21 protein-coding genes are annotated in these 19,277 nt (G+C 72.4%); 12 read left to right on the top strand and 9 right to left on the bottom strand.

The features are described from left to right. Positions 1–144 precede the first annotated feature (144 nt). On the top strand, positions 145–390 hold the full coding sequence (locus ABT084_RS24120; protein WP_351047539.1) for a hypothetical protein: 246 nt from the start codon (positions 145–147) through the stop codon (positions 388–390). A 94-nt stretch (positions 391–484) separates the two neighbouring features. Here the strand turns inward: ABT084_RS24120 and ABT084_RS24115 are convergent, their stop codons facing one another. Continuing rightward, positions 485–1,045 (bottom strand): hypothetical protein, encoded by a 561-nt coding sequence (locus ABT084_RS24115; RefSeq protein ID WP_351047538.1) that lies wholly within the window; start codon positions 1,043–1,045, stop codon positions 485–487. A gap of 154 nt (positions 1,046–1,199) precedes the next feature. Here ABT084_RS24115 and tsaB point away from each other — a divergent pair, with 154 nt between their 5' ends. From tsaB to ABT084_RS24090, 5 genes are all read left to right on the top strand, one after another. Beyond that, the gene (gene tsaB / locus ABT084_RS24110; RefSeq protein ID WP_351047535.1) at positions 1,200–1,862 is read left to right on the top strand and encodes a tRNA (adenosine(37)-N6)-threonylcarbamoyltransferase complex dimerization subunit type 1 TsaB; all 663 of its coding nucleotides are present in this window, start codon (positions 1,200–1,202) and stop codon (positions 1,860–1,862) included. A gap of 107 nt (positions 1,863–1,969) precedes the next feature. Further along, complete coding sequence (gene rimI / locus ABT084_RS24105) at positions 1,970–2,464, top strand: ribosomal protein S18-alanine N-acetyltransferase (protein WP_351047641.1); 495 nt, start codon at positions 1,970–1,972, stop codon at positions 2,462–2,464. Then, on the top strand, positions 2,457–3,614 hold the full coding sequence (gene tsaD / locus ABT084_RS24100) for a tRNA (adenosine(37)-N6)-threonylcarbamoyltransferase complex transferase subunit TsaD (protein ID WP_351047532.1): 1,158 nt from the start codon (positions 2,457–2,459) through the stop codon (positions 3,612–3,614). Before rimI ends, tsaD begins: the two co-directional genes overlap by 8 nt. Further along, entirely contained in the window at positions 3,611–3,928 is a 318-nt protein-coding gene (locus ABT084_RS24095) for a hypothetical protein (protein WP_351047529.1), read from the top strand. The genes tsaD and ABT084_RS24095 overlap by 4 nt, the downstream gene beginning before the upstream one ends. A gap of 55 nt (positions 3,929–3,983) precedes the next feature. Further along, a complete protein-coding gene (locus ABT084_RS24090; protein ID WP_351047526.1) occupies positions 3,984–4,712 on the top strand; it encodes a hypothetical protein in 729 nt (242 codons plus the stop codon). On the opposite strand, the gene ABT084_RS24085 is transcribed toward ABT084_RS24090, so the two are convergent. Then, the gene (locus ABT084_RS24085) at positions 4,642–5,826 is read right to left on the bottom strand and encodes a THUMP-like domain-containing protein (RefSeq protein ID WP_351047523.1); all 1,185 of its coding nucleotides are present in this window, start codon (positions 5,824–5,826) and stop codon (positions 4,642–4,644) included. The genes ABT084_RS24090 and ABT084_RS24085 overlap by 71 nt on opposite strands. A gap of 136 nt (positions 5,827–5,962) precedes the next feature. On the opposite strand from ABT084_RS24085, the gene ABT084_RS24080 reads away from it, so the two are divergent. From ABT084_RS24080 to ABT084_RS24070, 3 genes are read left to right on the top strand one after another with little or no spacing between them, the layout of a single operon-like run. Continuing rightward, positions 5,963–6,868, top strand: a complete 906-nt coding sequence (locus tag ABT084_RS24080; protein WP_351047520.1) for a polysaccharide deacetylase family protein — start codon at positions 5,963–5,965, stop codon at positions 6,866–6,868. Beyond that, entirely contained in the window at positions 6,865–7,776 is a 912-nt protein-coding gene (locus ABT084_RS24075; protein ID WP_351047518.1) for a polysaccharide deacetylase family protein, read from the top strand. The genes ABT084_RS24080 and ABT084_RS24075 overlap by 4 nt, the downstream gene beginning before the upstream one ends. A gap of 23 nt (positions 7,777–7,799) precedes the next feature. Further along, positions 7,800–8,582: a GNAT family N-acetyltransferase gene (locus ABT084_RS24070; RefSeq protein ID WP_351047515.1), complete on the top strand. Its 783-nt coding sequence runs from the start codon at positions 7,800–7,802 to the stop codon at positions 8,580–8,582. A 45-nt stretch (positions 8,583–8,627) separates the two neighbouring features. Here the strand turns inward: ABT084_RS24070 and ABT084_RS24065 are convergent, their stop codons facing one another. The 4 genes from ABT084_RS24065 to ABT084_RS24050 form a co-directional block, all read right to left on the bottom strand. Beyond that, entirely contained in the window at positions 8,628–10,016 is a 1,389-nt protein-coding gene (locus tag ABT084_RS24065) for an FtsW/RodA/SpoVE family cell cycle protein (RefSeq protein WP_351047513.1), read from the bottom strand. Beyond that, the gene (locus ABT084_RS24060) at positions 10,004–11,230 is read right to left on the bottom strand and encodes an LCP family protein (protein ID WP_351047510.1); all 1,227 of its coding nucleotides are present in this window, start codon (positions 11,228–11,230) and stop codon (positions 10,004–10,006) included. Before ABT084_RS24060 ends, ABT084_RS24065 begins: the two co-directional genes overlap by 13 nt. 83 nt (positions 11,231–11,313) lie before the next feature. Beyond that, complete coding sequence (locus ABT084_RS24055; protein ID WP_351047509.1) at positions 11,314–12,669, bottom strand: sensor histidine kinase; 1,356 nt, start codon at positions 12,667–12,669, stop codon at positions 11,314–11,316. A 205-nt stretch (positions 12,670–12,874) separates the two neighbouring features. Continuing rightward, positions 12,875–13,564 carry a response regulator transcription factor gene (locus ABT084_RS24050; RefSeq protein WP_351047507.1) on the bottom strand — a complete coding sequence of 230 codons (690 nt, stop codon included), beginning with the start codon at positions 13,562–13,564 and terminating at the stop codon, positions 12,875–12,877. A gap of 247 nt (positions 13,565–13,811) precedes the next feature. On the opposite strand from ABT084_RS24050, the gene groES reads away from it, so the two are divergent. Both groES and groL read left to right on the top strand, forming a co-directional pair. After that, positions 13,812–14,120 carry a co-chaperone GroES gene (gene groES, locus ABT084_RS24045; protein WP_283455899.1) on the top strand — a complete coding sequence of 103 codons (309 nt, stop codon included), beginning with the start codon at positions 13,812–13,814 and terminating at the stop codon, positions 14,118–14,120. A gap of 133 nt (positions 14,121–14,253) precedes the next feature. Continuing rightward, positions 14,254–15,882 carry a chaperonin GroEL gene (groL, locus tag ABT084_RS24040; protein ID WP_351047503.1) on the top strand — a complete coding sequence of 543 codons (1,629 nt, stop codon included), beginning with the start codon at positions 14,254–14,256 and terminating at the stop codon, positions 15,880–15,882. Between the two features lie 118 nt (positions 15,883–16,000). Here the strand turns inward: groL and ABT084_RS24035 are convergent, their stop codons facing one another. The 3 genes from ABT084_RS24035 to ABT084_RS24025 form a co-directional block, all read right to left on the bottom strand. Continuing rightward, a complete protein-coding gene (locus ABT084_RS24035; RefSeq protein WP_351047500.1) occupies positions 16,001–16,690 on the bottom strand; it encodes an ester cyclase in 690 nt (229 codons plus the stop codon). A 75-nt stretch (positions 16,691–16,765) separates the two neighbouring features. Beyond that, a complete protein-coding gene (locus ABT084_RS24030) occupies positions 16,766–17,539 on the bottom strand; it encodes an SDR family NAD(P)-dependent oxidoreductase (RefSeq protein WP_351047498.1) in 774 nt (257 codons plus the stop codon). 25 nt (positions 17,540–17,564) lie between these two features. After that, the gene (locus ABT084_RS24025) at positions 17,565–18,254 is read right to left on the bottom strand and encodes an MOSC domain-containing protein (RefSeq protein ID WP_351047496.1); all 690 of its coding nucleotides are present in this window, start codon (positions 18,252–18,254) and stop codon (positions 17,565–17,567) included. Positions 18,255–18,334: 80 nt separating this feature from the next. On the opposite strand from ABT084_RS24025, the gene ABT084_RS24020 reads away from it, so the two are divergent. Continuing rightward, positions 18,335–19,240 carry a LysR family transcriptional regulator gene (locus ABT084_RS24020; protein ID WP_351047493.1) on the top strand — a complete coding sequence of 302 codons (906 nt, stop codon included), beginning with the start codon at positions 18,335–18,337 and terminating at the stop codon, positions 19,238–19,240. Positions 19,241–19,277: the final 37 nt, after the last annotated feature.

The following is a 19,277-nucleotide window of genomic DNA, read 5'->3' as shown; positions in this document are numbered from 1 at the left end:
CCGGACGTTCCGGCATCGTGCCGACGGGGTACCGACAATCCGTCGGTAAAATGTTGCGCTGACGGCGGGGGCCGTGATGACATGGTACCGAGAGCCGGTTAGGTATACCTAACTTCGACGATCGGTCGCGCCCAGGAGGCAGCCATGTCGGCAGAAGAGCGAGTTCCCCGCCCGTCGGCCGCGCCCGCTGCCGCTCGCGGCGCCGCCCCCACCGCCGCCCCCGGCCCGTCGACCGGCCCGTCGACCGGCCCGTCGATGGGCGCGCTGCTCGCCTCGTGTCTCGCCGCCACCGCCGTCTCGACCCCGCCCGCGCGGCCGCCCGTACCCGAGGTGCCCGCCGCACCCGCGCCCGTACGCACGCAGGCCGCTCCGGAGTCCGAAGCGGCCTGAGGGGTCGAGCGGGGCGGGCCCGGGCGGTGTCCGTCCGAGCCGTGTCGCCGTTTCGCCGTGTCACCCGTTCGGGTCAATTGCCACGGGGCGACCGCTACGGGACGACCACGACCCGCGTACCGATCGTGGCGAAGTTCCAGACCGCGTCGCCGTCGGCCCGCGCCATGCGGATGCCGCCGGTCTTCTTCGTCGGGTCCGGCTCCGGCAGCGCGCCGTCCTTGCGCGCGCTGAAACCGATCACGACCCCGTCCGTGGTCGCGAACCGCACGATGTGCTCCACCGCGGCCCCGTCCGATCCGACGACCGAGCCCTGGCGCGTGTCGACCGAGTAGCTGCCGGTCTTGGGGTGCACGGTGCTCGGCACCACCGCGAAGGTCTTCGTCTCGACGCCCGCGTCGCCCACCAGCCAGATCCGCTTCTGGGACAGGGAGTAGACCACTCGCACGCCCTTGCCCGAATCGGCCGGCACCGGCCCCGGCTTGGCCGGCTCCTGCGGCGCGGCGGGCTGGCTCGGCGCGGCGGAGGCGGCCGGCTGCTTGGTGGCCGCGGCCGGGTGGGCCGGAGCGCTCGCCGACGCCTGGTAGCCGAGGAAACCGACCGCTGCCAGTGCCGCGGCGGTGAGCCCGGCCACGATTCCCGAGCTGCTGCGTGCCACCTTGCTCCACCTCTCCGCTGCCCCGGTGTCCTCGCGGTCCCGGGGGATTCAACGCTTGATCACACCGCTGTTCACACCCGCGCTGACGGTAGCAGCCGGGGTGCCGCGTGACCGGCCGCAAGGGGCCCGGGCCGCGGAGTCGTAGGCTGTTCGCGTGCTCTTGCTCGCTGTAGATACCGCCACGCCCGCCGTCACCGTCGCCCTGCACGACGGTGAGTCCGTCATCGCCGAGGCGCTCCAGGTCGATGCCCGCCGTCACGGGGAGCTGTTGCTGCCCTCCGTCGACAAGGTCCTCGCCGAGGCCGGGCGCACGCTCGACGCCGTGACCGGCATCGTCGTGGGCGTCGGCCCCGGCCCCTACACGGGGCTGCGCGTCGGCCTGGTCACCGCCGCCACCTTCGCCTCCGTGCTCGGCGTGCCGGTGCACGGCCTGTGCACCCTCGACGGGCTGGCCTACGCCGCCCTGGACGCCGGGATCGAGGGCCCCTTCGCGGTGGCCACCGACGCCCGCCGCAAGGAGGTGTACTGGGCGCGGTACGAGGACCCGCGCACCCGGGTCACCGAGCCCGCCGTGGACCGCCCGGCGGAGATCGCCGAGCGGCTCGCGGGGCTGCCCGTGGTCGGCGCGGGGGCGCTGCTCTACCCCGCCGCCTTCCCGGACGCGCGCGGGCCCGAGCACCAGTCGGCCGGGGCCCTGGCCGCGCTGGCCGCGGAACGGCTGGCGGCGGGGGCGGATTTCCTCCCGCCGACCCCGCTCTACCTGCGCCGCCCCGACGCCGAGGTGCCCAAGAACTACAAGGTGGTCACGCCCCAGTGACGGCGTCGACGGCCCCGGCCGGCCCGGCCGACGCGAGCGGTGCGACCGGCCCGACGGCACGGGAAGCTCCGGCCGCACCGGCAGCCCCGGCCGTCCTGCTGCGCGAGATGCGCTGGTGGGACATCGAGCCGGTGCTGGAGCTGGAACACGAGCTGTTCCCCGAGGACGCCTGGTCCGCGGGGATGTTCTGGTCCGAGCTGGCCCACGCCCGCGGCCCGCTGGCCACCCGTCGCTACGTGGTCGCCGAGGAGGGGCCCGGTGGCCGCCTGGTCGGCTACGCCGGGCTCTCCGCCGCCGGCGGCCTGGGCGACGTACAGACCATCGCGGCCGCCCGCGACCAGTGGGGGACCGGGCTCGGCGCCCGGCTGCTCACCGATCTGCTCGGCGCCGCCACCGCCTTCGAATGCGCCGAGGTGCTGCTGGAGGTGCGGGTGGACAACACCCGCGCCCAGCGGCTCTACGAGCGCTTCGGCTTCGAGGCGATCGGCTTCCGGCGCGGCTACTACCAGCCCGGCAATGTCGACGCGCTCGTGATGCGACTCTCCGATCCCGCAAGCTCCGTATCCACAGACGGACCCGTACAAGGTGAATCCCATGGCTGACGAACCGCTCGTCCTCGGTATCGAGACGTCCTGCGACGAGACCGGCGTCGGTGTCGTGCGCGGCACCACGCTGCTCGCCGACGCGATCGCGTCCAGCGTGGACGAGCACGCGCGCTTCGGCGGGGTCGTGCCCGAGGTGGCCTCCCGCGCGCACCTGGAGGCGATGGTCCCGACCATCGAGCGCGCCCTGAAGGAAGCCGGGGTCAGCGCCCGCGACCTCGACGGCATCGCGGTGACCGCCGGTCCCGGTCTGGCGGGGGCGCTGCTGGTCGGCACCTCGGCGGCGAAGGCCTACGCCTACGCGCTCGGCAAGCCGCTGTACGGGGTGAACCACCTGGCCTCCCACATCTGCGTGGACCAGCTGGAGCACGGGCCGCTGCCCGAGCCCACGATGGCCCTGCTGGTGTCCGGCGGGCACTCCTCGCTCCTGCTGGCCCCGGACATCACCAGCGACGTACGGCCGCTGGGCGCGACCATCGACGACGCGGCGGGCGAGGCCTTCGACAAGATCGCGCGGGTGCTCCAGCTCGGCTTCCCGGGCGGTCCGGTCATCGACCGGCTCGCGCGCGAGGGCGACCCGAAGGCGATCAACTTCCCGCGCGGGCTGACCGGGCCGCGCGACGCGGCGTACGACTTCTCCTTCTCCGGGCTCAAGACCGCGGTGGCGCGCTGGATCGAGGCGAAGCGGAAGGCCGGCGAGGAGGTGCCGGTGCGCGATGTGGCCGCGTCCTTCCAGGAGGCCGTGGTGGACGTGCTGACGCGCAAGGCGATCCGCGCGTGCAAGGACGAGGGCGTCGACCACCTGATGATCGGCGGCGGTGTGGCGGCGAACTCGCGGCTGCGCTCGCTGGCGCAGGAACGCTGCGACGACGCGGGGATCATCCTGCGGGTGCCGCGCCCGAAGCTGTGTACGGACAACGGCGCGATGGTGGCGGCGCTGGGCGCGGAGATGGTCAAGCGGAACCGGCCGGCCTCGGACTGGGACCTGTCGGCGGACTCCTCGCTGCCGGTGACCGAACCGCACGTGCCCGGTACGTCGCACGACCACGGGCACGACGGTGCGCACAGCCACGGGCACAGCCACGGGCACGGGCATGCGCACGACCACGATCACGTGCACGAGCTCAGCAAGGACAACCTGTACTCATGAGCACCACCGTGGCCGTGATGTGGGAGGCCCGGGCAGCCGACGGCCGGGGCAACGAGCTGCTGGAGTGGGCCCGTTCGCAGGTGCTCGCCCGCGAACCGGTGCGCCGCGAGGTGTTCCGGGCCCCGCAGGAACGCGTCCTGGTCATCACCTGGTGGGAGACCGGGACGGACGCGGCGGGCACGGCGGGCACGGCGGGCACGGCGGACGGCGGCGCGGCCGAGTCGTCCGAACTGCCCGAACTGCCCGAACCGGCGGCGGATCTGATCACCCGACCGGTGCACCGGTGGCGCTTCGAGTCCGTCGAGCTGACCTGAGCGCGGCGGCACACCCGCGCCGGGAGCGCTCCGCGGTGCCGCTATCGTCATGCGCATGCCCCGCCGTGACCTGCCGCCACCGCCGCCGCCCGCTCACCTGCGCGCCTGGCTGGACGAGACAGCCGTCCGGGCCGACCGGGCCCGGTTCCTGGGGGAGTTGGAGCGGCTGAGCCTGGGTACCGGGCGGCTGTTGCTGCTCTGGGCGGTCAGCGCCGTCTTCGCCCTCGGCTGGTCCTTCGTCGGCATGGCCCTGATGGCCTTCGAAGAGGGCGGCATGGCCGAGGGGTTCGTCGGCGCCGTCTTCCTGGTGCTGGGGGCGGGGGTCCTCGTACCGGCCGGGTTCTGGTTCGTGTGGGGCGCCAAGCGGGACCGTCAGGTCCGGCAACTGCTGTGCGCCTGGGCCGAGTCGGACCGCGATCCGGTGGGGGACGCCCGGCTGCGGATGCCGGGGCGCAGCCTGGTCTGGCTGCTGTCCTCGCTGCTCCTGTGCGCGTTGGGGCTGTGGGTGACCTTCGGGTCCGCGGGCACCGCCCGGCCCGGCTCGGACACGTACGGCGAGGTGGCCTGCTTCATGGGCCTCGGGATGATCCTGTGGATCACCGGGCTGCTGGGGGCCGGAAAGGCGGCCGCGCACTACCGGTGGGCCCTGCGGGCCTTCCGGCCGCGGCGGCAGGCCCCCGCGCAGGCCCAGGCCGAGCCCGGGCCCCCGCCGGTCACCGCTCCGGTACCCGCGCAGGAGCGCCGATCAGCATCGAAGGAGCGCCCGCCACTCGGGTCAGGATGACCGTCGCGGAGTTCGGCCCCTGCGGCTTGACCTTCTTGCGCAGCTCCTCCGGCTCGATCGCCGAGCCGCGCTTCTTCACGGTCAGGATCCCCACCCCGCGCTCGCGCAGCAGCGCCTTGAGCTTCTTGAGGCCGAAGGGCAGCACGTCGGTGATCTCGTACGCGGTGGCGTACGGCGTCGGGCGCAGCTCGTCGGCGGTGATGTAGGCGATGGTCGGGTCGATCAGCCGCCCGCCGAGCTGCTCGGCGACCTCGGCGACGAGGTGGGCGCGGATGACCGCGCCGTCCGGCTCGTAGAGGTAACGGCCCACCGGTCCCGCCCCGGGGTCGGGCAGCGGGTCCTCGGTACGCAGGCTCCGCGGCCCGGGGAGCAGGGTCGCGCGGATGGCGCCGGGCGCGGTCCCGAACCAGAGCACGGCCTCCTTCACGTCCCCGCCGTCGGAGATCCACTCGGCCTCGGCCTCGGCGGGTACGGCCTCGTGCGGGATCCCGGGGGCGATCTTGATGGCCGCCCACTTGGCCGCCCGGGCGGTCTCGACGGCCCAGGACAGCGGCGGCGAGTACCCCTCCGGGTCGAAGATCCGCCCGCGCCCGCCGCGCCGCGCCGGGTCGATGAACACGGCGTCGTACCCGGTGGTGTCGACCTCGGTGACATCGGCCTCCACGACCTCGATGAGGTCCGCGAGCCCGAGCGCCTCGGCGTTGGCACGGGCGACGGCGACGGTCAGCGGGTCCCGGTCCACGGCGAGCACCCGGATCCCGGCGCGGGCCAGGGCCAGGGCGTCCCCGCCGATGCCGCAGCAGAGGTCGGCGACCGACCGTACGCCGAGGGCGGCGATCCGCTCGGCGCGGTACGCGGCCACGGCGGCCCGGGTGGCCATCTCGCCGCCGCCGGGCGTGAAGTACATGCGCCGCGCGTCCTCGGCGCCGAACTTCACCACCGCGCGCTGGCGCAGCCGGGCCTGTCCGAGCGCGGCGGAGACCAGCCCGGCGGGGTGTTCGCGGCGCAGCCGGGTGGCCACGGCGATTTCCCGGGCCGGGTCGTAGTCGTGCAGCGAGTCGAGCAGGGCGCGGCCCTCGGGGGCGAGCAGGGCGGCGAAGTCTTCGGGGTTCACCCCCTCATTGTCGGCCAGTGTGGGCCACTCGATGGATCGTCCGCCGCCGGTCGCGGTGTCGCCGCAGGTGCGCGGCGCCCGGGTGCCAGGATGCCCAGCTATGCAGCTAGTAGGAAAAACCGGAAATAAGGCGCGTATGGGTCACCGAGTCGCGGGCACGCGCGGCCGGTACGGGGTGGCGCTGGCCGCGCTGCTGGTCGCCGCCCTGGGGACGGCCTGCGGTTCGAGCGGCTCCGCCCCCGCGGTGAAGAAGGCCACGACGGAATCCGGCCGGGCGGGCGCGTCCGGCGCCCAGGGCGGCCCGGCGGTCAGCGCCGCGCAGCTCCAGCAGGCACGGGCCGTCGCCGCCAAGAAGTGGGGGCTGGCCGCGACACCGCTGGCCGCGCCCCCGGCGCCGAAGACCAAGCCGGAGATCACCTTCCGCAAGGGCTTCGAGGTGGAGGACGGCGACAGCCTCCCGCCGGTCTTCACGACCGTGCCCACCGAGGACAAGGTCGTCTTCCTGACGATCGACGACGGGGCCGAGAAGGACCCCGAGTTCCTGAAGATGATGCAGGAGCTGAAGATCCCGTTCACGGCGTTCCTCAGCGACTACCTGGTGCGCGACAACTACGCGTACTTCAAGCAGATGCAGTCCCAGGGCGTCTCGATCAACAACCACACGCTCAACCACCGCTACCTGCCCGCCCTCTCCTACGAGAAGCAGCGCCAGGAGATCTGCGGCATGCAGGACACCATCCAGAAGGAGTTCGGCAAGCGGCCGACCCTCTTCCGGCCGCCGTACGGCAACTACAACGAGGACACGCTGCGCGCGGCGAAGTCCTGCGGGATCAAGGCCGCCCCGATCTGGAACGCCGAGGCGTTCACGGACAGGATGGACTGGCGGGAAGAGGACAAGGACCTGCATCCTGGGGACATCATCCTCACGCATTTCCGGGGGCGGGAAGACTGGAAGGGCACGATGCCTGACATGATCCGCCAGGTGATGAAGACCGTCACGGCGAAGGGATACGCCGTGGCCCGCCTGGAGGACTACTTGTGAGCATCGCGCGCCGGCTGACGGCCGGAACGCTGGCGGCCGGCGCGCTCGCGCTGTCCCTTTCGGGGTGCGGGAACAGCGTGGACCCCATCGAGCGGCTCGGCCGCAAGACCGCGGAGGCGTCGCAGGGCGCGACGGACGGTACGGGCCCGGGCGGCGGCAGCGGCAAGCCGGCCCCCGCGCCCTCCGCGAGCGCCTCCCCGAACGACGCCCACACGCGGTGGGGCCTGGCCAAGCCGCTGGAATTCGCGGCGAAGCCGACGCAGAAGCCGCAGCTCCCGACGGCCGGGCCGGGCAAGATACCCGTGGTGAACCGGATACCCGTGCCCGCCGGGGAGAAGACGGTCTTCCTGACCTTCGACGACGGCGCGGAGAAGAACCCCGAGTTCCTGAAGATGGCGGCCGACCTCAAGCTGCCGATCACCATGTTCCTGACGGACAACATCGCCTCGTCGGACTACGGGCACTTCCAGTCGCTCCGCGACAACGGCTCGGGCAGCACGATCAACAACCACACGCTGACGCACCCGAACCTGCGCACGCTGTCCTTCGCGGCGCAGAAGAAGGAGATATGCGGCCAGCAGGAACGCCTTGAGAAGCGGTTCGGGAAGCGGCCGACCCTCTTCCGGCCGCCCTACGGCAACTACAACGACGACACCCTGAAGGCCGCCGCGGAGTGCGGGCTCTCGTACGCGGTGCTGTGGCAGGCTTCGATGCAGATCAACAACTTCCAGTACGCGGAAGGCAGCGCCCTGAAACCGGGCGACATCATCCTGGCCCACTTCCGCGGCCCGGCCGAGCTCAAGGGCTCGACCGAGATCCAGATGACGACCCGCATGCTCCAGCGCATCCAGGAGCAGGGCTACAAGATCGGACGCCTGGAGGACTACCTCCAGGGCCCCACCGGTTAGCCACCGCTGGTTAGGGTTCCTCCATGCGAGGACCCGGGACACAGCGGCTCACGACCTTCATGTCCGGGTTCGCCCGGCGGCAGGCGGAGCGGACCGTCGACCTGCCCGGGGGGTTCGCGGCGCTGGACGACACGTTCGACCGGTCCCGGGCCGACAACCAGGTCGTCATCGACGACCCCGCCGCCCTGGACCCCGAGGCGCTCCCGGGGATCGCCGAGGCGGCGCTGGGGCACCTTCCGTTCCGGCTCGTCAGCGCCTTCGACGACGCCGGGGGAGCCGCCTGTACGGAGCCCATGGTCCGCGCCGGGTACGGCCACGTGACGCTGGTCGTGCTGCGGCACACCGGGCCGCTGCCGGCCGCCGCGGCCGCCGGGGCGCCGACCGCCGCCGAGGTGGACCTGGCCGCGTTCCGCGAGCCGCTCGCCGCCCGCTGGCGCGGGTTCCTGCCGGACGCGGAGGACGAGGACCTGCGCCAGCTCGTGGCCCGGCGCGCGGCCCGGCTCCGGGGCGCCGAGGCCGTGCGCTTCATCGGCGCCCGCGCCCCCGAGGGGGACGTGGCCGCCTGGGCCGACCTGTACCTCGACCCGCCCTCGGGCACGGCCCAGTTCGAGGACCTGATGACCGCCGAGGCCCACCTGGGCCGCGGCTACGGCGACGCCGTCCTCGCGGAAGCCCTGCGCACGGCCGCCGCCGCGGGCTGCGGGACGCTCTTCCTCACCGCCGACGAGGCGGACTGGCCCCGCCACTGGTACACCCGCCGCGGCTTCACCCCCGCGGGCCGCGTCCACGTCTTCGACCGCGACTGACCCGGGCCCCGCGCGCCGTCGAGCCGTTGGGCCGTCTCTTTCGAGCTAGGCCGCCAGGGTTGCCGGGGGTTCCGTCATCGGCAGGGAGTCCGCCTCGCGTTGGCGTTCCGCGCTGTCGCTGATGCGGATCAGGAGGCCGATCATGATCCAGTTGGCCAGGAGGGACGAACCGCCGCTCGCCAGGAACGGCAGGGCCTTGCCGGTGAGCGGGATCAGGCCGGTCACGCCGCCCGCGACCACGAACACCTGGAGCGCCAGGGCCGAGGCCAGGCCGACCGCGAGCAGCTTGCCGAAGGGGTCGCGGGCGCCCAGCGCCATCCGCAGCCCCCGCTGGGCCAGCAGCGCGTACAGGATCAGCACCGCCATCACCCCGGCCAGGCCCAGCTCCTCGCCGACCGTGGTCAGGATGAAGTCGCTGCGCCCCGCGAAGCTGATCAGCTCCGGGTGGCCCATGCCCAGTCCGGTGCCCGAGACCCCGCCGGTGCCGAAGCTGAACAGGGCCTGCGCCGACTGGTCGGAGGAGATGCCCGGCGGGCGCGGGTCCTGGTAGTACGACAGCGGGTCCAGCCAGGCGGCGACGCGGCCCTTCACATGCGGCTCGGTCGAGCCCACCACGAAGGCGCCGACGGCGGCCATGATCCCGCCGCACACGATCCAGCTGGTGCGCTCGGTGGCGACGTAGAGCATCACCACGAAGACGCCGAAGAAGATCAGCGAGGTGCCGAGGTCGCGTTCGAAGACGAGCACCATCAGCGAGATCAGCCACACCGTGATGATCGGGCCGAGCTGGCGCATCGGCGGCAGCCGCATGCCGAGGAACTTGCGCCCGGCCAGGGCCAGCGTGTCGCGGTGCAGCACCAGGTACCCCGCGAAGAACACCGCGATCATGATCTTCACGAACTCGCCCGGCTGGAGCGACAGCCCGAAGAGGATGATCCACCGCTTCGCGCCGTACGTGTCCGCGCCGAAGAACGCCGGCGCGATCAGCAGCACCAGCGAGACGGCCATCGTGATGTAGATGAACCGCTGCAGCAGCCGGTGGTCGCGCAGGAACGCCACCACCGCGAGACAGGCGCCGACACCCACCACGGACCACATCAGCTGCCCCGGCGCGACCGCCGGCGAGTTGTACCGCTCCAGGTACGCCTGGTCGAGCCGGTGCAGCAGGATCAGCCCGAGCCCGGTCAGCAGCATCGCGAGCGGCAGGATCAGCGGATCGGCGTACGCGGCGAACCGGCGCACGCCGAGGTGCCCCACCAGCGACAGCAGCGTCATGCTGACCGTGAAGCCGGTGAGGTTGGCGGGCAGCCGGCCGTTCATGGCCAGGCTCGCGCTCACGTGCCCGAAGACGGTGATCGCGACGACCAGGGCCAGCAGCAGGGCCTCCGTCCGGCGGCGGGCGCCCGCCACCGTCCTCGGGGTCAGTCCACGCACGGGACGCCGCCGCCGTCGATGGCGCTCCTCTTCTCGCCCGTAGCGGGCGCGGAGGCCGACGCCGAGGCGGCCGGCTCCAGTGCCCGGGCCCCTGGTGACGAGGCAGCGGAGCCCGGTACGCTCGGGCTCGCGGCGGCCCTCGGCCCTATCTGCTCGGCTATGAGGCGCTTTATCTTCATATCGTCTACGACGTTGATGACGGCCCCATGGTTGCTTCCGAACCCCTCGACGGGCAGTGTCGTGAATTCCACACGGCCGCCCGAGAGGTTCTTCGCCTGCTTGACGAAGGACAGCAGATCCCAGCCCTGATCGGTCACGACGTCCTGCTTCGCCGTGGTGATCAGCTTGAGCAGTTTCACGGGATCGGTGAAGGTCCCGGCGTCGTTCAGCTTCTTCGTCGCCCCGGCCAGGAACGCCTGCTGCCGCCGCGTACGGTCCAGGTCGCCGCCCTCCAGACCCATCCGCTGGCGCACGAACGCGAGTGACTGCCGGCCGTCGAGGGTCTGCCGCCCGGCCGGGAAGTCCGCACCGGAGTTCTTGTCCTTGACGGCCTTGTTCAGACACACCGGTACGCCGTCCAGCGCGTCCGCCAGGTGGTAGAAACCGGCCAGGTTCAGCTCGGCGAAGTGGTCGATCGGCACGCCGAGGAAAGCCCGTACCGTCTCGATCGAGGCCTTGCGCCCCGCCTCGCGGCCCTCGCGCTCCAGCTGCCGCCGGTCCGTGACGCCCTGGTCGGAGAGCTGCTCTTCGCGCTTCGCCTTCGCCCGCCCGTACGCCTCCTTGATCTTCTGCTTGCCCGTGTCACCGGGCACCCCGTGCATCGTCACGAAGTCGTCGCGCGGGATCGAGAAGCCCTTCGCCCGGCCGCCGCCCGCGGGCACGTGCAGCAGGATCAGGGTGTTCGTGTTGTAGCCGCCGATGTCGGAGCTGCCCGCGTGCAGCTTGTCGAGGACGTCCTCGGGCAGCGGCTCGCCGTTCTGGTCGCGGCGGCTGTCCAGCCCCATCAGCAGGATGTTCGTATCGCCGGCCGTCGACTTCTCGGCGCCCTCCAGAGCCTTGGAGCTGCCGATGCTGCCCGCCAGATCGTCGTAGAGGTACCAGGCGCCGCCGCCCGCCACAACGGTCAGCGCGCAGCCGGTGATCAGCAGCGTGCGCCCGATCCGGCGGTGCGGCCCCCGTGTGCCCTGACCCGTCTTCCTCCGATGCGCGCTCATGGCAGTCGATGCTGGGGCCCGGGCGCTGAAGGAAAGCTGAGGGTCCTGAAGACCCGTTCAGAACCGGCCATCCCTCAGGCCCTTCAGGACCCCACGGGCAGCCGCAGCACCAGCCGCGCCCCGCCCCCGTCCGCCCCGCTCCCGTCCGCCCCGTTCCCGTCCGCCCCGCCGGGCAGCGGATCCCGCGCCGTCAGCTCGCCGCCGTGCGAGCGGGCGATCTCGCGGGCGATGGCCAGGCCCAGCCCGGTGCCGCCGCCCGCCCGGCCCCGGTCGGCGTCCAGCCGGACGAACCGCTCGAAGACCCGGTCCCGGTCCGCCTCCGGGATCCCCGGCCCGTCGTCCGTGACCTCCAGCACGTTCCAGCCGCCCCGCGCGTACGCCCGTACGACCACCTCGGTACGGGCGTGCCGCAGCGCGTTGTCCACCAGGTTGGCCAGCGCCCGCTCCAGCCGCGCCGGATCCCCGGCCGCCGGTACGGGCGCCCCCGCCTCCACCCGCAGCCGCACCCGCGGCGCCCGCCGCCGGGCCGCGTCCTCCGCCGCCAGCAGCGCCAGGTCCACCGGCTCGGCGCGCGGCGCGGGCCGCCCGTCCAGCCGGGCCAGCAGCAGCAGATCGGCCGCGATCCGCTGGAGCCGCTCGGTGTCGGCGAGGGCGGCCGCGACCGACTCCCGGTCCGGATCCCGCAGCGCCACCTCCAGCCGGGACCGTACGGCGGCCAGCGGATTGCGCAGCTCGTGCGAGGCGTCGGCGGTGAACTGGCGCTGGCGCGCGTCGGAGCGCTCCAGCCGGTCCAGGGTCTCGTTCACGGTCCGGGCCAGGCGCGCGATCTCGTCCGCCCCGCCCGGGTCGGGCACCCGCCGGTCCAGCTCGCTCGCGGTGACCGCGGCCAGCCCGTCGCGGATCGCGGTCACCGGGCGCAGCGCCAGCCCGGCCACCCACCAGGCGAGCGCGGCGGCGAAGGCGATCAGCGGGGGCGCGCCGCCCAGCATCCCGTAGGCGATGGAGCGGGTGGCGTCGTCCACGTCCCCGAGGACGGTCATCGCGTACACGTAGTGCGCGCCCGCCGGTCCTCCGGCCCCCGGCGGGCCGGGGGAGGCCACCACCACGACCGCGCGCCGCTCCCCGTCCCCGGAGGCGGGGGGCGGCAGGACGGCCGCGCGCGCGTCGTCCCCGGGAGCGGGGCGCAGGGCCGCCAGCTCGGCGGGGACCCCGCCCGGGTCCCCGCTGGCGGCGGTGACCCGGCCCGCCGCGTCCAGGACGAACACCCGGTCCACCCCGCTCTCGGGCGCGGGCAGCCGGCCGGCCGGCGGGGGCCGGGAGTCGAGCTGCGCGGCCACCTTGCGGGCGGCGAGTTCGGTGCGGCCGTTGGTGTTGTCCAGGAGGTTGGCGCGCAGCAGGGCGTGCAGCCAGATCCCGCCCACGGCCAGGACGGCCGCCATCGCGAGCGCGGCGGCGAGGGCCGCGCGGGCCCGGACGCTGCTGGGCCGTCTCTTTCGGATCTTGCCGGGCCCGCGACGCCTGGCACCGCGCCTGGCCGCACTGCCGGGGCGACCGAGTACGTCCAGTACACGAGCGCCCCGGCAGCACGGCCATGCACGGCACCAGACGCCGCGGGCTCGACCGACAAGATCCGAAAGAGACGGCCTAACCACCGTCCGGGGCCATCCGGTAGCCGGTGCCGTGGACGGTGCGGATGGAGCGGCGCCCGAAGGGGGCGTCGATCTTCTTGCGGAGCGAGGAGACGTACACCTCGACGATGTTCGGGTCGATGTCCGTGGAGCCGCCGGGGGAGCACCACACCTCGTCGAGGATCTCCTGCTTGGCCACGGCCCGGCCCGGATGCTCCATCAGACAGGCCAGGACGCCCAGCTCGCGGGTGGTCAGCTCGATGTCCCGGGTGCCCCGGCGGCAGCGGCGGGCCCCGGGGTCCAGGAAGAGGTCGCCGGCCTGGAGGGTGGTGCGGCCGGGGGCGCCGGCCCGGCGGGCCAGCGCGCGGACGCGGGCGCCCAGTACGACGAACGAGAACGGCTTGGTCAGGTAGTCGTCGGCGCCGGAGTCCAGGCCCTCGGCCTCGTCGTACTCGCCGTCCTTGGCGGTGAGCATCAGCACGGGGGTGGGGTCGCCGTGGGCGCGCATCCGGGTGCAGATCTCGTACCCGGAGATCCCCGGCAGCATCAGGTCGAGCAGGACCACGTCGTACGGGCCGCCGCTGAGCGCCAGTTCCAGACCGCGGTGGCCGTCGTGGGCGACCTCGACCCAGTGGCCCTCGGCGGACAGGCCGCGCCGGAGGGACTCGGCCAGCCCTTCTTCGTCTTCGACCACGAGAATGCGCACGGGCCAAGCGTCACATATCGGGCTGTGAACCCTGGGGGGCGAGGGTCCGCACGCAACGCCGACCGGTCGTAATTGGCACTCCGCTTGACCGAGTGCTAATCACCGGAATAGTGTCGCACCTGGCACTCGCCCCTGGTGAGTGCCAACGCAGCGACAGGCAGGTCCGGCACCCGCGACGACGGAACCACCTGGTCGCCACCCCAAAAACAGTTAACCCCGTGAGATCTCCGAAGGGGGAGACCGGAACGTGACGACCACCAGCTCCAAGGTTGCCATCAAGCCGCTTGAGGACCGCATCGTGGTCCAGCCGCTCGACGCCGAGCAGACCACGGCCTCCGGCCTGGTCATCCCGGACACCGCGAAGGAGAAGCCCCAGGAGGGCGTCGTCCTCGCCGTGGGTCCGGGTCGCTTCGAGGACGGTCAGCGCCTGCCGCTGGACGTCTCCGTCGGCGACGTCGTCCTGTACAGCAAGTACGGCGGCACCGAAGTGAAGTACAACGGCGAGGAATACCTCGTCCTCTCGGCCCGCGACGTGCTCGCGATCGTCGAGAAGTAAGTCACTTCTCCAGTTTTGCTTTGAGCTACGCCCCTGGTCACCCCTGCTGATGCCGGGCGGCGAGGGGCGTAGTTCGTTCAAGGCGGTCGCGGTGAGCGGCCGGGGATCGCAACGAGAGGGCTGAACCGCTCCCATGCCGAAGATTCTTAAGTTTGACGAGGACGCCCGTCGCGCTCTCGAGCGCGGCGTCAACAAGCTTGCCGACACGGTCAAGGTGACGATCGGCCCCAAGGGCCGCAACGTCGTCATCGACAAGAAGTTCGGCGCTCCCACCATCACCAACGACGGTGTCACCATCGCGCGTGAGGTCGAGCTCGACGACCCGTACGAGAACCTGGGCGCCCAGCTCGTGAAGGAGGTGGCGACCAAGACCAACGACATCGCGGGTGACGGCACCACCACCGCCACCGTGCTGGCCCAGGCGCTGGTCCGCGAGGGCCTGCGCAACGTCGCCGCCGGCGCCTCCCCGGCCGCCCTGAAGAAGGGCATCGACGCGGCGGTCAAGGCCGTCTCCGCCGAGCTGCTGGAGACCGCCCGTCCGATCGAGGACAAGTCCGACATCGCCGCCGTGGCCGCGCTCTCCGCGCAGGACACCCAGGTCGGCGAGCTCATCGCCGAGGCGATGGACAAGGTCGGCAAGGACGGTGTCATCACCGTCGAGGAGTCCAACACCTTCGGCCTGGAGCTGGAGTTCACCGAGGGCATGGCCTTCGACAAGGGCTACCTCTCCCCGTACATGGTGTCCGACCAGGAGCGTATGGAGGCCGTCCTCGAGGACCCCTACATCCTGATCAACCAGGGCAAGATCTCGTCCATCCAGGACCTGCTGCCGCTGCTGGAGAAGGTCATCCAGGCCGGTGCCTCCAAGCCGCTGCTGATCATCGCCGAGGACGTCGAGGGCGAGGCGCTCTCCACCCTCGTCGTCAACAAGATCCGTGGCACCTTCAACGCCGTGGCCGTCAAGGCCCCCGGCTTCGGTGACCGTCGCAAGGCGATGCTCCAGGACATGGCCGCCCTCACCGGCGCCACCGTCATCGCCGAAGAGGTCGGCCTCAAGCTCGACCAGGCCGGTCTGGACGTGCTGGGCTCCGCCCGCCGCGTCACGATCACCAAGGACGACACGGTCATCGTCGACGGTGGCGGCAGCCACGACGACGTCCTCGGCCGCGTCAACCAGATCAAGGCCGAGATCGAGTCCACGGACTCGGACTGGGACCGCGAGAAGCTGCAGGAGCGCCTGGCGAAGCTCGCCGGTGGCGTCTGCGTCATCAAGGTCGGCGCCGCCACCGAGGTGGAGCTCAAGGAGAAGAAGCACCGCCTCGAGGACGCCATCTCGGCGACCCGCGCCGCGGTCGAGGAGGGCATCGTCTCCGGCGGTGGCTCCGCGCTCGTCCACGCCGTCAAGGTCCTCGAGGGCAACCTCGGCCTGAGCGGCGACGAGGCCACCGGTGTCGCGGTCGTCCGCCGCGCCGCCGTCGAGCCGCTGCGCTGGATCGCGGAGAACGCCGGCCTCGAGGGCTACGTCATCACCGCGAAGGTCGCCGAGCTCGACAAGGGCCAGGGCTTCAACGCCGCGACCGGCGAGTACGGCGACCTGGTCAAGGCCGGCGTCATCGACCCGGTCAAGGTCACCCGCTCCGCCCTGGAGAACGCCGCCTCCATCGCCTCGCTGCTGCTCACGACCGAGACCCTGGTCGTCGAGAAGCCGGCCGAGGAAGAGGGCGACGCCGGCCACGGCCACGGCCACGGCCACAGCCACTGACCTCGTCGCTAGCGCGCTAGCGCGCTAGCGCGCTGGCCCGCAGGCTCATGGGAAAGCCCCGTTCCACTGGAACGGGGCTTTCTCCGTCTCACCTGTTCAGGTCTCGCCCGCCCAGGTCTCACATGCCCAGTTGGCGCATCAGCCCCGGTGCGTCGTAGTACCACCAGTCTTCCGCGATCTGGCCGTTCTCGATCCGGACGGTCGTACAGCCCGACATGCCGACTTCCTTGCCGGTCGGTGCGACCCCCATGAACTCGCCCTTGTGGGTGCCCCGCCAGTCCCAGAGCGTGGTGACGCAGTCCCCTTCGGCGATCTGGCGCGTCGTGTCGAAGGTGAAGTCGAACGCGTCGCGCCACATGCCGATCGTGCGCCGCATGCCGTCCCGGCCGTTGCCCCGGCCCTCGGTGTCCATCATGTCGTGGGTGATGTAGCCGGCCGCCACGCACTCGTCGATGACGTCGAAGTCGCCCTTGACGGCGATGTCGTCGAACACCCGGTTCGCGACGAGCTTGTTGAGGTACTCGTCGCGGACCACGTCGAGGTTCATGAACTTCGGCATGCCGTCACAGAGGGCCACCATCTCCTGGAACATCCGGTCCGTCTCCGGGAGCCGAGAGTTCCTCATGGCCTCCTCGTACGAGGGGAATTCGACCAGGTCCACGTAGTGGGTGCCCGAGTCGCGGTCCCTGCCGATCAGGGTGTGGGTGACCGTGCGCCTGCCCGCGGTCTGTTCCGCGTAGCGGTCGATGAGGGCGTTCATCTCATCGAAGCGCTTGGTCTCGTAATCGATTACCTGTACGAATGTCATCGCGTCGCCTCCCAACAGGAACGGGACACGTCCAGTTTAGGGACGATTGCGCCATATGGGTGGTTTACCGGCCGGTCACTGCGGTCCGTACTTGCGGCCCGTACGGGAGGACATCCCGCCCAGCAGCCCGCGCGGGGCCAGCTTCACCACGCTCATCAGCGCCTTGTAGCGGGGGTCCGGGATCGATACGGTCCGCCCGCGCGCCAGGTCGGCCAGCGCCTCGGCGACCAGCTTGTCCGCGTCCAGCCACATCCAGTTGGGGATGTTGTCGGTTCCCATGCCGGCCCGCTCGTGGAACTCCGTACGGACGAACCCGGGGCACAGGGCCATCAGCCGCACCCCGGAGTCCGCCAGGTCCTTCGCCGCGCCCTGGGTGAACTGCACGACCCAGGCCTTGCTCGCCCCGTACGTGCCGCGCGGCAGGAAGGCCGCCACCGAGGCCACGTTGACCACGCCACCGCGCCCGCGCGTGCGCATCGACTCGGTGGCCGCCGAGGTCAGCCGCAGCACCGCCTCGATGTGCACCTTGATCATCGTCAGCTCGTCGGCCATCGGGACCTCGAGGTAGCGGCCCTTGTTGCCGAAGCCCGCGTTGTTGACCAGCAGGTCCACCGGGTGCTTGAGGTCGCCCAGGCGCTGCTCGACCGCCGCGATGCCCTCCTCCGTGGAGAGGTCGGCGGTCAGCACCTCGGCCTCGATGCCGTGCCGGTCGTGCAGCTCGGTGGCCTGCTCGCCCAGCCGCTTGGTGTCGCGGGCCACCAGCACCAGGTTGTGCCCCTGGGCGGCGAGCTTCCGGGCGAAGGCGGCGCCGATGCCCGCCGTGGATCCTGTGATCAACGCAGTCGTCATACGCGCAACCTAGCCGTAGGAGGTGTCAGCCCCGCGCGCCGCCGGCGTCGGCGCCCTGCTTCGCCAGGTACGCGCGGACCTTCTCGTGCGCCTTCGGCTCCATCGCGTCCCCCGCCGCCCGCGTGCGCGGCAGCAGCGCGCGCTCCGTGGTGAAGGCGCGGAACCAGAAACCGACCGTCACCTCGTGCTCCGGCCGGTGGACGACCTCGATCCGGTCGCCGGGGGAGACCGAGCCCTCCTCGATCACCCGCAGGTACGCGCCCGGACGGGCCTCCTGGGTGAACCGTTTCACCCAGCCCGCCTCCTCCAGGAACCCCTGGAAGGTGCGGCACGGGATCCGGGCGGAGGCCACTTCGAGGAGCAGGTCCGAGCCGACCCGCCACCGCTCGCCGAGGCGCGCGCCCGTGACGTCGATCCCCGAGGTGGTGAAGTTCTCGCCGAAGATCCCGGCGGGCAGCGGCCGGCCCAGCTCGCCCTCCCACCAGTCGAGGTCCTCGCGCGCGTAGGCGTAGACCGCCTGGTGGTCGCCGCCGTGGTGGCGCAGGTCGCAGACGGCGTCCCCCTCGACCCCGCTGGCGCCGGTGCCCCTGGGGCCGGGGGCGAAGACGCGGAGCGGTCCGGGCACCGGGCGCTTGTCGCCGCCGGTCAGCCCGCCGTCGGCGTCGGTGTAGTCGACGACCGCGGCGCGGCCCACGTTGAGGGAAATCAGCTCCATGGGGTGCACGCTAACCGAGCACCCTCAAAGCCGTCCATGAGTACGGGCGCCGCTTCCAAAGCAAGGCTTATGCTCGAAGGGTGATCGAGGCACGTCATCTCCGAGTCCTGCGCGCCGTGGCCGGTACGGGCTCCTTCTCCGCCGCCGCCCGTGAACTGGGCTGTACCCAGCCCGCCGTCTCCCAGCAGATGAAGGCGCTGGAGCAGTCCGCGGGCACCCCCCTGCTCATCCGGGCCGGCCGCGAGATGCGGCTGACCCAGGCGGGAGAGGCGCTGGTCCGGCACGCCGCGGGAATCCTCGCCGGGCTGACCGCCGCCGAGGAGGAGGTCGCGGCCATCGCCGGGCTGCGCGCGGGGCGGGTGCGGCTGGTCTCCTTCCCCAGCGGCAGCTCCACCCTGGTGCCGACCGCGCTCGCCGCGATGCGCGCCGCACACCCCGGCACCCGGATCTCGCTGGTCGAGGCGGAGCCGCCGCGCTCGGTCGAGATGCTGCGCGAGGGCGACTGCGACGTGGCGCTGGCCTTCCGCTACGCCGGCGCGGGGCCGGACGGGGCCGCGGCCGAGTGGGACGACCTGGTGGTGCGCCCGCTGCTCACCGACCGGCTGGTCGGCCTGGTGCCGGAGGGGCACCGGCTGGCGGGCGCGGCCCGGGTGGGCATGGCGGAACTGGCCGAGGAGCCCTGGATCGCGGGCTGCCCGCGCTGCCGCCGCCATCTGGTCGACGTCTGCGAGGCCGCGGGATTCACCCCGCGGATCGACTTCGCCACCGACGACTATCCGGCGGTGGTGGGTCTGGTGGGCGCGGGGCTGGGCGTGGCGGTGCTGCCCGAGCTGGCGGTGGAGTCCGTACGGGCCAAGGGCGTGGCCGCGCTGGCGGTGGAGCCCGCCGTCGAGCGGGAGGTCGTGGCGCTGACGCTGCCCGACCTGGCCCGGGTCCCCGCGGTGGCGGCGACCCTGGACCAGCTCGAGCGGGCCGCCACCCGCTGAAAACCGTACGGCGGTACGGCCGGACGGGTGACGGTCC

This window comes from Streptomyces sp. NPDC002138 (genome assembly GCF_040296485.1).
Taxonomy (GTDB): Bacteria; Actinomycetota; Actinomycetes; order Streptomycetales; family Streptomycetaceae; genus Streptomyces.
Note: the sequence above shows the minus strand (reverse complement) of the source record. Positions and strands in the feature narration are given on the sequence as shown.